At 60.9% G+C, this 12966-nt stretch carries 10 protein-coding genes; 8 read left to right on the plus strand and 2 right to left on the minus strand.

Going from position 1 to position 12966, the window contains the following annotated elements:
* Positions 1–48: 48 nt before the first annotated feature.
* Positions 49–939, minus strand: a complete 891-nt coding sequence (locus M2S36_RS08270; RefSeq protein WP_207834594.1) for a LysR family transcriptional regulator ArgP — start codon at positions 937–939, stop codon at positions 49–51.
* Positions 940–1043: 104 nt separating this feature from the next.
* Between M2S36_RS08270 and M2S36_RS08275 the strand changes: the two genes are divergently transcribed.
* Both M2S36_RS08275 and M2S36_RS08280 read left to right on the plus strand, forming a co-directional pair.
* Entirely contained in the window at positions 1044–1643 is a 600-nt protein-coding gene (locus M2S36_RS08275; RefSeq protein WP_207834591.1) for a LysE/ArgO family amino acid transporter, read from the plus strand.
* 274 nt (positions 1644–1917) lie between these two features.
* A complete protein-coding gene (locus M2S36_RS08280) occupies positions 1918–2514 on the plus strand; it encodes a superoxide dismutase (protein WP_039612983.1) in 597 nt (198 codons plus the stop codon).
* A 118-nt stretch (positions 2515–2632) separates the two neighbouring features.
* Here M2S36_RS08280 and M2S36_RS08285 read toward each other — a convergent pair whose 3' ends face one another.
* Positions 2633–3382: a hydroxypyruvate isomerase family protein gene (locus M2S36_RS08285; protein ID WP_054573318.1), complete on the minus strand. Its 750-nt coding sequence runs from the start codon at positions 3380–3382 to the stop codon at positions 2633–2635.
* Between the two features lie 93 nt (positions 3383–3475).
* Here M2S36_RS08285 and M2S36_RS08290 point away from each other — a divergent pair, with 93 nt between their 5' ends.
* The 6 genes from M2S36_RS08290 to M2S36_RS08315 all read left to right on the plus strand — a co-directional run bounded on the left by M2S36_RS08290 (position 3476) and on the right by M2S36_RS08315 (position 12947).
* A complete protein-coding gene (locus M2S36_RS08290) occupies positions 3476–4378 on the plus strand; it encodes a GntR family transcriptional regulator (RefSeq protein ID WP_015271681.1) in 903 nt (300 codons plus the stop codon).
* A 212-nt stretch (positions 4379–4590) separates the two neighbouring features.
* Complete coding sequence (locus tag M2S36_RS08295; protein ID WP_207834587.1) at positions 4591–7047, plus strand: membrane-bound PQQ-dependent dehydrogenase, glucose/quinate/shikimate family; 2457 nt, start codon at positions 4591–4593, stop codon at positions 7045–7047.
* A 190-nt stretch (positions 7048–7237) separates the two neighbouring features.
* A complete protein-coding gene (locus M2S36_RS08300) occupies positions 7238–7975 on the plus strand; it encodes a TSUP family transporter (protein WP_043935892.1) in 738 nt (245 codons plus the stop codon).
* Between the two features lie 29 nt (positions 7976–8004).
* A complete protein-coding gene (locus tag M2S36_RS08305; protein WP_144171236.1) occupies positions 8005–8973 on the plus strand; it encodes a TauD/TfdA family dioxygenase in 969 nt (322 codons plus the stop codon).
* 424 nt (positions 8974–9397) lie between these two features.
* A complete protein-coding gene (locus M2S36_RS08310; RefSeq protein ID WP_207834585.1) occupies positions 9398–11452 on the plus strand; it encodes a putative bifunctional diguanylate cyclase/phosphodiesterase in 2055 nt (684 codons plus the stop codon).
* A gap of 157 nt (positions 11453–11609) precedes the next feature.
* Positions 11610–12947 carry an imelysin family protein gene (locus M2S36_RS08315; protein ID WP_207834582.1) on the plus strand — a complete coding sequence of 446 codons (1338 nt, stop codon included), beginning with the start codon at positions 11610–11612 and terminating at the stop codon, positions 12945–12947.
* Positions 12948–12966: the final 19 nt, after the last annotated feature.

Raw genomic sequence — 12966 nt, forward strand, 5'->3', positions numbered from 1 at the left:
TAAGACTCCGTCTTGCCAGATTTCAGATGCAACTGACGCCAGCCGTGGCTACAAGGGCACCAGCCATTGCCGTGCGGTGTGCCGCAGGTGGTCGGTCAGTTGCGCGAGCAGTTGCCCGCCATTGCGCCAATGATGCCAGTACAGCGGCACATCGATGGGGGTATCGCTGCAGATTTCCACCAACTGGCCGCTGGCCAGTTGCTCGCGGGCCTGCAATTCGGGCACCAGGCCCCAGCCCAGGCCGGCTTCGGTCATGCGCAGGAAGCCTTCGGACGACGGGCACAAGTGGTGCAGGAAGCCATCCGCGATGCCCAGCGATGCCAGGTAGCGGTGTTGCAGGAAGTCGTCCGGGCCGTACACGATCGCCGGGGTACGGGCCAGGCGGCTGGCAGCGAAGCCCTGCGGAAAATGCCGCGCCATGAACCCGGGGCTGGCCAGCGCCCGGTAGCGCATGGCGCCCAGTGGCAGGCTGCGCGCCCCGGCCACCGGCCGCTCGCTGCCACACAGGCAGGCCGCCACTTCGCCCGCACGCATGCGTTTCAGGCCCACTTCCTGGTCCTCCACCACCAGGTCGGTCAGCACGTTCTGCTGTGCGCAGAAATTGCCCACTGCGCCGGCCCACCAGGTGGCCAGGCTGTCGGCGTTGAGGGCGATGCGCAGGCGCTCCGGCATGCCCTCCTCGTCCAGCGCCGGCACCTGGCGCTGCAGGTCGCGTTCAAGCAGGCGCACCTGCTGCACATGGTTGAGCAACTGGCGGCCGACTTCGGTCGGGCTTGGCGGTGTGGCTCGCACCAGCACCGGCTGGCCGACCCGCGCCTCAAGCAGCTTGATGCGCTGGGAGATGGCCGACTGCGACAACCCGAGCACCTGCGCCGCGCGTTCGAAACCACCCTGTTCGATCACCGCGGCGAGGGCGGCCAGCAGCTTGTAGTCGAACATCGATTTCCCTAATGACTGATCAGCTCTATTTGTTTTTCTTATACAGCGCAGTTCATCACAATGGCCAGCATCTTTTACGGCAATTCATTTCTGGAGAGCACGCCATGTGGCAAAGCTATCTCAACGGCATGCTCGTGGCCTTCGGCCTGATCATGGCCATCGGTGCACAGAACGCCTTCGTCCTCGCCCAGAGCTTGCGCCGCGAGCATCACCTGCCGGTGGCGGCCCTGTGCATCATTTGTGACGCCATTTTGGTGGCCGCCGGGGTGTTCGGCCTGGCGACGGTGCTGGCGCACAACCCGACCTTGCTGGCGATCGCCCGCTGGGGCGGCGCGGTGTTCCTGATCTGGTACGGCGCCAAGGCTTTGCGCAGCGCCTGCTCCAGGCAGAGCCTGCAGCATCAGCAAGGCCAGGGAGCACGCTCACGCCGCGCGGTATTGCTCAGTGCCCTGGCGGTGACCCTGCTGAACCCGCACGTGTACCTCGACACGGTGTTGCTGATCGGCTCGCTGGGTGCCCAGCAGACCGCACCTGGTGCCTACGTGGCCGGTGCCGCCAGTGCCTCGCTGCTGTGGTTCTCGACCCTGGCAATCGGCGCGGCCTGGCTGGCACCGTGGCTGGCCCGGCCAGCGACCTGGCGCATGCTCGACCTGATGGTGGCGGTGATGATGTTCGCGGTGGCGGCGCAGTTGATCTTCAACTGACTCTGGGCTTGTCACAACATTTTTAGCGCCTGTGAGATCGAGCGCNNCGCTCGATCTCACAGGCGCCACAAGGGGTAAGCCGAGCACCACCGGTCGGCACGCCCCACCCGCTCTGGAACCTCTATTCCCTATCTTTGTTGCGTGGTTATGCGCCGGGCCCGGTGCTATGATCCAGCCCTTGCGTCGCAAAGAGTACAAACTCGCCGACGCTCATCGGGCCGCCCGTGATCGGCCTTGCGCAAACCGCAAACAGACCTGAATCAGGAGATCCACCATGGCTTTTGAATTGCCGCCGCTGCCGTACGCCCACGATGCCCTGCAGCCGCACATCTCCAAGGAAACCCTGGAGTATCACCACGACAAGCACCACAACACCTATGTCGTGAACCTGAACAACCTGGTCCCAGGCACCGAATTCGAAGGCAAGACCCTGGAAGAGATCGTCAAGACCTCTTCGGGCGGCATCTTCAACAACGCCGCTCAAGTCTGGAACCACACCTTCTACTGGAACTGCCTGGCACCAAACGCCGGTGGCCAGCCGACCGGTGCCCTGGCTGACGCCATCAACGCCGCTTTCGGTTCCTTCGACAAGTTCAAGGAAGAGTTCACCAAGACCTCGGTTGGCACCTTCGGTTCCGGCTGGGGCTGGCTGGTGAAGAAGGCTGACGGTTCCCTGGCCCTGGCCAGCACCATCGGCGCCGGCTGCCCGCTGACCAGCGGCGACACCCCGCTGCTGACCTGCGACGTCTGGGAACACGCCTACTACATCGACTACCGCAACCTGCGTCCCAAGTACGTCGAGGCATTCTGGAACCTGGTCAACTGGGCCTTCGTTGCCGAACAGTTCGAAGGCAAGACCTTCAAGGCCTGAATCATCCGGCCTTGAGACAGAACCCCGGCGCCACGCCGGGGCTCTTCGAAAATCCGATGCCAGTCCTCTGGTATCGGATTTTTTTTCGGGGCATGCGAGGGGCCAGAACGCCGTATTTTCAGGAAACGTACCGATCAAGCCAGCCAAGGCTATCTACAGTGGCACCCGTAGGCCGATACTCACATCCAACCCACCCTGCATACCCGCGCTGCTCCAGCGCCGCCAGCAACCCTGCAACATCCATCTGCCCCGTCCCCGGCTGATGCCGCCCCGGGCAGTCGGCCACCTGCACATGCACTGTCCGCTCAAAGAACTGCGCCAGCACATCGGCAGCATTTCCGGTCAGCAACTGTGCATGATAAAGATCAAGGATCAGCCCCATACCGGGATGCGCCTCCAGCACCCGCTGCGCCTTGCCGAAGTCGGACATGTAATACCCCGGCATTGCCTGCGTGCAGATCACCTCGATCAATGGCCGCAGCCCCTGGTCTTCAAAATACTTCACGGCATAGTCCAGGTTGCTCGCATACACCTTGTCGGCGCCATCCTCGTGGGTTACCCCGGACATCAGGTGCACATCCGCACACGCCAGTGCGCGGGCATAGCTGACGGCCTGGCGTAACCCGTCACGGAACTCGGGCTCCTTGCCCGCCACCGCGGCAATACCCTTGGAAACGCCAGCCGGCGCAGCGAACTGGACCAATGGCAACCCATATTGCGCCAGCTGATCAGCCAACAAACTCGCATCGAATTCATAGGGCGACGGGAATTCCACCGCACGAAATCCGGCGGCGGCAGCGGCTTCGATACGCTGCAGAAAAGGCAGTTCATTGAACTGGAAGCCGAGATGAGCATTGAATTTGAGCATGCGTATAGATCCATCCGTGTGTGGTATTTTCCTGCCCCCAGTCCGACCCGAATCTGCTGGATCGACTGAAGATAACCATTCGGAATACAGCCTGTGATAAAGAAAGATCTCGCCCTGCAGTTGGCCCCTCGCGTCATCGAGATGATCCGCGCCCGGTCGATGAAGGCCGGCGAGCCATTGCGCGAGCAGACCTTCGCCCAAGCCTTCGATGTCTCCCGCTCCCCCATTCGCAGGGTATTTGCCCTGCTCGCCGAGTGGAACATCGCGGTGCAGGAGCCCAATCGCGGCTACTTTCTGAAACAGGACGCCGGGCAGATCCAGGAAACCACTGTACCGCCCACCTGCGACCCATTCGAAGACTTCTACCTGCGCGTGGTGGACGACATCCTCAGCGGGGAAGTCCCTGCCGAATTCTTTGAGGCCCAATTACTGCGACGCTACTCCGTGCCCCGCGGGCAACTGCTCAAGGTCCTCAACCGGCTGGCCAGCGAAGCCATGGTCGAGCGCAAGCCCGGGCAAGGCTGGAGCCTTAACGAATTCGTACACAACGCCCAGACCCACATCCAGAGCTACCGCTTCCGCATGGCCATCGAGCCGGCCGCACTGCGCGAGCCAGGCTACAAGGTCAACCAGGCCGCATTTGCCAAAGCCCGGGAGCAACAGCAGGCCATGCTCGACGGCGAAATTCACCAGCTGTCACGTGCCCAACTGTTCGAAATTGGCGCCCAGTTTCACGAAATGATCGTGCAGTGCTCGGGCAATCTCTTCTTCATAGATGCCATACGCCGGCAAAACCAGCTCAGACGCTTCATGAGCTACAAAGCCAACGTCGACCGCAGTCGCCTGATGACGCAATGCCTGGAGCACCTGCACCTGCTCGACTTGATCGAGTCCGGTCGGCGTGAAGAAGCCGCTCAGTTTCTCTGGAAACATCTGGACGAAGTCGGCCGGCTCAAGACCCGTCAGGATGCCTTGCTGGAAAGCCAGCAGGCGTAACCCCTTCCCCCGCCTACCTTTCATTACCCGCGCGTTCAGATCAGGGAAGGCAGCTTAGACATTGCCTTCTTTTCACGCAAGATACAAAACCACCCTGAGATTCAGCGCCAGGAGTAAATTTCGCGCCACTTATTGTATTTCATTGCAAGAATAAGCAATTATGCGCGCCGCTCGGACGCACTGTGGCACCGAATCACACAGGGATGATTGCAATGAAACAAGGAACGTTGGCTAACGGGACGGGGGTCTCCAGCCTGCTGTTCGGGGTGTACACGATTCTGCTGGCCCTGCTTGGCCTGACGCTGGCCTGTCAGGGAAGCACGCTGGTCAGTGCCGGCGGCTCGCCTTACTACGCAATGATGGGTACCGCATTGCTGCTGTCAGCCGCACTCATGGGCCTGAAGAAGTCGCTCGGCATCTATCTCTACGGTGCAGCATCCCTGGCCACCTACGGCTGGGCAATCTGGGAATCCGGCTACAACGGCTGGGCCTATATCCCACGTCTGGCATGGCTGGTACTTCTCAGTGTGATCTTTCTGGCCTTCTGGCCTCTTGTCCGGCGCGACTTTGCCAAAGTCAACAAGGCACTGTATTTCAGCATCATGGGGGGGCTGCCGCTGCTGATGGCGGCCACCATCCTGACACCGCTGTTCTTCCCCAACACCGTTCACCTGGCCGACTCGCCCGCTATCACCGCGCATACACAGCAACCCTTCAGCCGCAGTACGGTGACCTCACCGGACGCCAATGTCGCCGCGTCCCACGACAAGACCAACTGGACCGCCTATGCCGGCTCCAACCTCGGCAACCACTATTCCGCTGCGGCGCAGATTACCCCAAGCAACGTTTCCGGCCTGGTCAAGGCCTGGGAGTATCATCATGGCGATGTGAAACAGCCTGGCGAAAAAACCAAGTATCTGAACGAGGCCACGCCAATCAAGGTTGGCGACTCGCTGTATACCTGCACGCCCAAGCAAATCATCATTTCGTTGAACGCCACTACCGGCAAGGAGAACTGGCGCTACGACTCGAAAGTCGACCCGGACTATTTCGCCAACGGTGGTGCCTATTGCCGTGGTGTCTCGTACTACGAAGTACCCAATGCCAGTGGCCTGTGCGCCAAACGCATCATCTGGGGCACCAACGACATCCGCCTGGGTGCAGTTGATGCGCTCACCGGGCAGGCCTGCCCAGATTTCGGCACGGCAGGCTTTGCCGACCTCAAGGACGGCCTGGGCACGTTCCGCAAAGGCTCCACCGGCATCACTTCTGCACCATTGGTAATCCGCGGTGTGGTCATTACCGGTGGCCGGGTGCTTGACTCGGATGTGCGCCCGGCGCCGTCAGGTGTGGTTCGCGCCTACGACGCAGTCAGCGGCAAACAGAAGTGGGCCTGGGACCTCGGTCGCCCCGACAGCACTGCGCCTGCCGACGCCGATGAAACCTACACGCTCAGCACGCCCAACTCATGGGCGCCGATTTCCGCCGACGACGAACTGGGGCTGGTCTACATCACCACCGGCAATGCTGCAGGCGACTTCTATGGCGGTACCCGTACCGAACAGGAAGACAAGTTCAGCTCTTCACTGGTGGCCCTGGATGCGCTCACCGGCAAGGTCAAATGGCATTTCCAGACCGTCCATCACGACCTCTGGGACTACGACCTGAGCCCACAACCGGCGCTGATCGATTTCCCCACGAGCAGCGGCCCACGCCCGGCAGTCATTCAAGCCACCAAATCAGGCCAGTTGTTCGTCCTCGACCGCGCCACCGGCGAACCGCTGGTCGATGTCGTGCAGGCTGCCGTCCCGCAAGGCACGGCCCCTGGGGACTACACCGCGGCCACGCAGCCGCTGTCACCGGGCATGCCGAGCACCATGGGCCGCCCATCGAAAACCCCGGAAGTGCTGAACGAAACCAATGCCTGGGGCCTGACGCCGTTCGATCAGTTGCAATGCCGCATCGAGTTTCGCCAGGCGCGTTACGAAGGGATCTTTACGCCACCGGTGGTCGGCCAGCAAAGCCTGATCTTCCCCGGCCATCACGGCGGCCTGAACTGGGGCGGGGTGATGGTGGACCTGCAACGAGGCCTGCTGATCATCAACAACCAGCGGCTGCCGTACATGCAGGGGCTGGTTCCACGGGAGCAGCTCGATGCGATCAATGCCAAGTCGTTCCAGGAGTCGCCGGGCAATAACCAGGGGTTCCGCGTCCAGGCCGGTCTGCCGTTCGGGGCAATCAAGGACCCATGGATGTCAGCGCTGGAACAGCCGTGCATCGCACCACCCTGGGGGTTCATCTCCGCTATCGACCTGCGCACACGTGAAGTGCGCTGGAGCCGCCCGTTCGGCACCGGCTATGACAGTGGGCCCTTGGGCATCGCCTCGAAACTGCGCTTCGAAATCGGCACTCCGAGCGACGCCACTGGCGTGGCTACAGCAGGAGGCGTGACCTTCATTGGCGCTGCCATCGACCGTTTCATGCGCGCCTACAACAGCGAAAGTGGTGAATTGCTGTGGGAGGAGCGCCTACCGGCCGGCAACCAGGCTTCGCCCCTGACCTACATGAGCGAAGGGCGGCAGTACGTTGTTGCCGTGGTCGGCGGGCATGACCGGATTCCGACCAAGCTGGGTGACAGCATCATTGCCTGGGCGCTGCCGGAGAAATAGCGCGCCCGCTGCGTAAAGGCGCTGCTCGGCACTGAAAGCCAGGCGCTGACATACCCGCTATCAACCAATCATCGACAGCCGATGGCGCGCCGTGCGCCGTCGGGTGGCTGCGTGCGCGCCACAAACAGCAACGAGCAACTGCGGTACAGAAGTGCCCGCTTGAATTCATGTCAATCAGACAGGAGTGACAATGTTTGAACTATCCGCTGGCCTATATGTTTTGGTGGGCGTCAGCTTTCTAACTTCTTTGATGACTGCCGCTATCGGCGTAGGCGGCGGGATTGGCCTATTGGCAGTCATGCCGCAGTTCCTGCCCATTTCTGCCGTTGTGCCGGTGCATGGCCTGATTCAGATGGTCAGCAACGGCAGCCGCTTCGCCTTCGATTACAAGCACGCAAAAATCGAGATTCTCCCGCGTTATGTCATCGGCTGCCTTTCAGGGGCAGCCATCGGTTACTTCTTCATTGGGCATTTCCCGGAAAAGTACCTGTCGTTGATTCTCGGCATCTTCATCCTGGCGATTACCTGGACCAAGCTGGTCGCCTCGCTCGGCTTTGTCCTGAAAAACTTTGCCATCGTTGGCTTCCTGCAAACGTTTCTATCACTGTTCGTTGCCGTCACCGGGCTTATTTCCCAGCCGATCCTGATGAGGATGAACATCAACAAGGATCAGGTCATCGTCACCCACGCCATGCAGATGAGTGTATTGCACGGCCTGAAAGTAGCTGCCTTTGTCTTTGCCGGCTTTGCCTTCATGGACTATGCCCAGTTGATCATCATCATGATCACCGCCTCCACCGCCGGTTCCTACCTGGGCGGCTTTCTTCGAAATCGAATATCGCAACGTGTTGGCGCCATCCTGCTTAAAGCCGGGGTGACGTTCTTCGGTTTGAAAATGATTGTGGACCACTTTATTCAAAACGTCTGAGCTTCATCCATTCAAACAAGGAGTTTGAAATGATCGCGCGTAAAAAGTTTGATTCCAAGGACACCCAGGGGATCTCGACTTTTCTTCATGAACATGGATATTGCGTAATCAACCCCGAGGACGATTCGCTCGAGGCCTTTCGCGCGGTGGCAGGCCGGTTCGGCCTGATCCAGTTCCATACCAAATCCGACAAGACTGGCGTGGTCGGCGGCGGCGATCCGATCAACAAGGACTGGCAAGCGTTCAGGGACGACTACCACGGCGAACTGTCGAGCGACTTCTATCCCCATACGGATGGCTCGTTCCTCAATGGCATGGCGTATATCGATGGGGTTGCCAGGAAGATTACCCCGCCCAAATACGTCATTCTGCAGTGCGTTTCCAAACCGCAGTTTGGCGGTGACAACTTCCTGGTGGATGGGCAACGCATTTATAATGACCTGCTGGTGAATCATCCCGACATCCTGAAGATCCTGATGACCAGTGGCAGTGTCACGTACTGCCGTGATGACCTGCTGTCGATCGATTGTTCTGTCTTCGAAAAGGTCAACGAGAACAAACTGCGTATTCGCTACCGCTATGACAGCACTGCGTTCAGTCCGGAATGGGCCAGTTCCGCCTTCCAATATATCCAGGATAAATATTCAACCAACCCGGACTACATCACCAACATTAGCCTGGAACCCGGCGAAATCCTGGTCATGGACAACTTGCGAGTATTGCATGCACGCCACCAGTTCACTGACGGCAACATGAAAAGAAAAGTCCGTCGGCTGTGGATTGCCGATGACACCAGCATGGTATTCAAGAATATTCTCAACCAGTCGCCGGTGCGCAGGGCCATGTTGCCGTTCCAGAAATACAATATTGCCGCCGCCGAGAACGCGCCTGCCTTCATCGATTACAGTTGCGGGATTCGGTTTCAGTCGGACATGTTCCTGACCCCGCCCTGTGCCGAACTTGAACAATGGCCGGCCAGCAGTGCCAATCGCCAATAACCCTTTCCCCGCACTACTGTAACTGCCCGATAACGCGTGCCTTCACAGTGCCTGCCTGATGGCGGATGCTGTGCTCGTCTGCATGCGTACACAGGTGGTTGCCTTTCATCGCAGGGATCCGTCCGCTTCTCCAGCGGCGAGCAAATCCCGGTCCGCTCCCACAGGCTTTACACTGTTCGAAGAATGTGCAATGCCTGGGGGACGGGCTTGCCCGCGAAGTGGCCTGCACAGTTTTCACCTGCGCCCCACCCGCAAAATGCTTGCTCAACCCGCATACCACGCTAACATCAAACCTCTGGAAGATTGATACAGCGCATTCAAGTTGCGGGGTCAGGCAACCGATACACTACTAATGGTCGGCCGATAGTGTATCGTCATCGTTGATGGCAAAATGATGCCATGCGTATGGATTAAGGAAACCCCATTGAAGCTGGAATTGCGGAACAGCTTGTCGGTCAAGTTGCTCAGGGTCGTGCTGCTGTCGGCGCTGGCGGTCGGTGTCGTGCTCAGCTGTGCGCAAATCGTCTACGACACCTACAAGACCCGCCAGGCCGTGAACAACGATGCCCAGCGCATCCTCGACATGTTCCGCGACCCCTCGACCCAGGCGGTATATAGCCTGGACCGCGAAATGGGCATGCAGGTGATGGAAGGCCTGTTCCAGGACGAATCGGTACGCATGGCGTCCATCGGTCACCCCAACGAAACCATGCTGGCAGAAAAGTCCCGCCCGCTGCAGGACACGCCCATGCGCTGGCTGACCGACCTTATCCTCGGCCAGGAACGTACCTACACCACGCAACTGGTCGGCCGCGGCCCCTACAGCGAATACTATGGCGACCTGAGCATCACCCTCGACACCTCGTCCTACGGCGAAGACTTTCTGATCAACGCCGTGATCATCTTCATTTCCGGTGTGCTGCGGGCCCTGGCCATGGGCCTGGTGCTGTACCTGGTCTACCACTGGCTGCTGACCAAACCGTTGTCGAAGATCATCGAGCACCTTACCCAGATCAACCCCGACCGCCCCAGCCAGCACCAACTGCCGCTGCTAAAGGGCCACGAGAAGAACGAACTGGGCTTGTGGGTAAACACCGCCAACCAGTTGCTGGCCTCGATCGAGCGCAATACCCACCTGCGCCATGAAGCGGAAAACAGCCTGCAACGCATGGCGCAGTACGACTTCCTCACAGGCCTGCCCAACCGCCAGCAGTTGCAGCAGCAACTGGACAAGATCCTCGTCGACGGCGGCCGCCTGCAACACCGTGTGGCGGTGCTATGCGTAGGCCTGGACGACTTCAAGGGCATCAACGAGCAGTTCAGCTACCAGGTCGGCGACCAGCTGCTGCTGGCCTTGGCCGACCGCCTGCGCGCCCACAGCGGCCGCCTGGGCGCCCTGGCACGGTTGGGCGGTGACCAGTTCGCCCTGGTACAGGCCAATATCGAGCAGCCCTACGAGGCGGCCGAACTGGCGCAGAGTATCCTCGACGACCTGGAAGTGCCGTTCGACCTCGACCACCACCAGCAGATCCGCCTACGCGCCACCATCGGCATCACCCTGTTCCCGGAAGACGGCGACAGCACCGAGAAGCTGCTGCAGAAAGCCGAACAGACCATGACCCTGGCCAAGGCCCGTTCGCGCAACCGCTACCAGTTCTACATCGCCAGCGTCGACAGCGAGATGCGCCGCCGTCGCGAGCTGGAAAAGGACCTGCGCGAAGCCCAGGCGCGCAACCAGCTGTACCTGGTGTACCAGCCACAGATCAGCTACCGCGACCACAGCGTGGTCGGTGTCGAGGCACTGCTGCGCTGGCAGCACCCGGAGCTGGGCATGGTGCCGCCAGATCAGTTCATCCCCCTCGCCGAACAGAACGGCAGCATCATCAGCATCGGCGAGTGGGTGCTCGACCAGGCCTGCCGGCAGCTGCGCGAATGGCACGACATGGGCTTCAGCGACCTGCGCATGGCGGTCAATCTGTCCACCGTACAGCTGCACCACAACGAACTGCCGCGGGTGGTCAACAACCTGCTGCAGGCCTACCGCCTGCCGCCACGCAGCCTGGAGCTGGAAGTCACCGAGACCGGCCTGATGGAAGACATCAGCACCGCCGCCCAGCACCTGCTGAGCCTGCGCCGCTCCGGAGCACTGATTGCCATCGACGACTTCGGCACCGGCTACTCGTCGCTCAGCTACCTGAAATCGCTGCCGCTGGACAAGATCAAGATCGACAAGAGCTTCGTCCAGGACCTGCTGGACGACGATGATGACGCCACCATCGTTCGCGCCATCATCCAGCTGGGCAAGAGCCTGGGGATGCAGGTGATCGCTGAAGGCGTGGAAACCGCCGAACAGGAAACCTACATCGTCGCCCAGGGCTGCCACGAAGGCCAGGGCTACCACTACAGCAAGCCGCTGTCGGCCCGTGAGCTGACCAACTTCCTCAAGCAGGCGCAGCGCAACCAGGTTTCGATGTTCTGAGCCGCCTGCCCGGTTACAGGCCGTGACCGGCATTTACCCGAATTGCACGCCCGCCCCTTTACAGCAAATGCAAATCTTTCGCATGATGTTGTGGTTTCGCGTGCCACGGCGCACGGTCCACCCCTTGGTCCAACCACACGATGCAGGAAAACCAATAATGATTCGAATGCCTCTGGCCTCCGCCAGTCTGCTGGCCATTGCCATCGCTCTCGCCGGTTGCGGTGAAGGCAAGGACGACAAGGCCGCCGCGCCGCAAGCCCAGGCACCTGCTGCCGCCAGCACCACCGCTGCAGCGCCCGGGGCTGTCGACGAAGCTGCCGGCAAAGCCGTGGTCAAGCACTACGCCGAGCTGGTCTACACCGTCTACAGCGACTCGCTGAGCACCGCCAAGGCCCTGCAGACCGCGGTCGACGCGTTCCTGGCCAAGCCCAACGACGAAACCCTGAAGGCCGCCAAGGAAGCCTGGTTCGCCTCGCGCGTTCCGTACCTGCAGACCGAAGCCTTCCGCTTTGGCAACACCATCATCGACGACTGGGAAGGCCAGGTGAACGCCTGGCCGCTGGACGAAGGCCTGATCGACTACGTCGACAAGAGCTACGAGCACGCTCTGGGCAACCCGGCGGCCAGCGCCAACATCATCGCCAACACCGAGATCCAGGTGGGCGAAGAGAAGGTCGATGTCAAGGACATCACCCCCGAGAAGCTGGCCAGCCTGAACGAACTGGGCGGCTCCGAAGCCAACGTTGCCACCGGCTACCACGCCATCGAGTTCCTGCTCTGGGGCCAGGACCTGAACGGCACCGGCCCGGGCGCTGGCAACCGCCCTGCGTCGGACTACCTGGAAGGCAAGGGCGCCACCGGCGGCCACAACGACCGCCGCCGTGCCTACCTGAAAGCAGCCACCGACCTGCTGGTCAAGGACCTCGAAGAGATGGTCGGCAACTGGGCACCCAACGTGGCAGACAACTACCGAGCCAAGCTGGAAGCCGAGCCGGTCAACGACGGCCTGCGCAAGATGCTGTTCGGCATGGGCAGCCTGTCGCTGGGCGAACTGGCTGGCGAGCGCATGAAGGTTTCGCTGGAAGCCAACTCGCCGGAAGACGAGCAGGACTGCTTCAGCGACAACACCCACTACTCGCACTTCTACGACGCCAAGGGTATCCGCAACGTCTACCTGGGCGAGTACACCCGCCCGGATGGCACCAAGGTGACCGGCCCGAGCCTGTCGTCACTGGTGGCCAAGGTCGACCCGGCCGCCGACGCCACCCTCAAGGCCGACCTCGAAGCCACCGAAGCCAAGATCCAGGTGATCGTCGACCACGCCCTCAAGGGCGAGCACTACGATCAGCTGATCGCGGCCGACAACGCTGCCGGCAACCAGATCGTACGCGACGCCATTGCCGCCCTGGTCAAGCAGACCGGTGCGATCGAGCAGGCCGCGGGCAAGCTGGGTATTGCTAACCTGAACCCGGATACCGCGGATCACGAGTTCTGATCCTGCTGTAGCGGTTCTG

It is taken from the genome of Pseudomonas sp. SF2 (assembly GCF_036858055.1).
Lineage (GTDB): Bacteria > Pseudomonadota > Gammaproteobacteria > Pseudomonadales > Pseudomonadaceae > Aquipseudomonas.

Coding starts and splice junctions, on each gene's coding strand:
- M2S36_RS08275 (WP_207834591.1), top strand. CDS start 1,044: ATGTGGCAAAGCTATCTCAACGGCATGCTCGTGGCCTTCGGCCTGATC.
- M2S36_RS08300 (WP_043935892.1), top strand. CDS start 7,238: ATGTTTGAACTATCCGCTGGCCTATATGTTTTGGTGGGCGTCAGCTTT.
- M2S36_RS08270 (WP_207834594.1), bottom strand. CDS start 939: ATGTTCGACTACAAGCTGCTGGCCGCCCTCGCCGCGGTGATCGAACAG.
- M2S36_RS08280 (WP_039612983.1), top strand. CDS start 1,918: ATGGCTTTTGAATTGCCGCCGCTGCCGTACGCCCACGATGCCCTGCAG.
- M2S36_RS08305 (WP_144171236.1), top strand. CDS start 8,005: ATGATCGCGCGTAAAAAGTTTGATTCCAAGGACACCCAGGGGATCTCG.
- M2S36_RS08285 (WP_054573318.1), bottom strand. CDS start 3,382: ATGCTCAAATTCAATGCTCATCTCGGCTTCCAGTTCAATGAACTGCCT.
- M2S36_RS08315 (WP_207834582.1), top strand. CDS start 11,610: ATGATTCGAATGCCTCTGGCCTCCGCCAGTCTGCTGGCCATTGCCATC.
- M2S36_RS08295 (WP_207834587.1), top strand. CDS start 4,591: ATGAAACAAGGAACGTTGGCTAACGGGACGGGGGTCTCCAGCCTGCTG.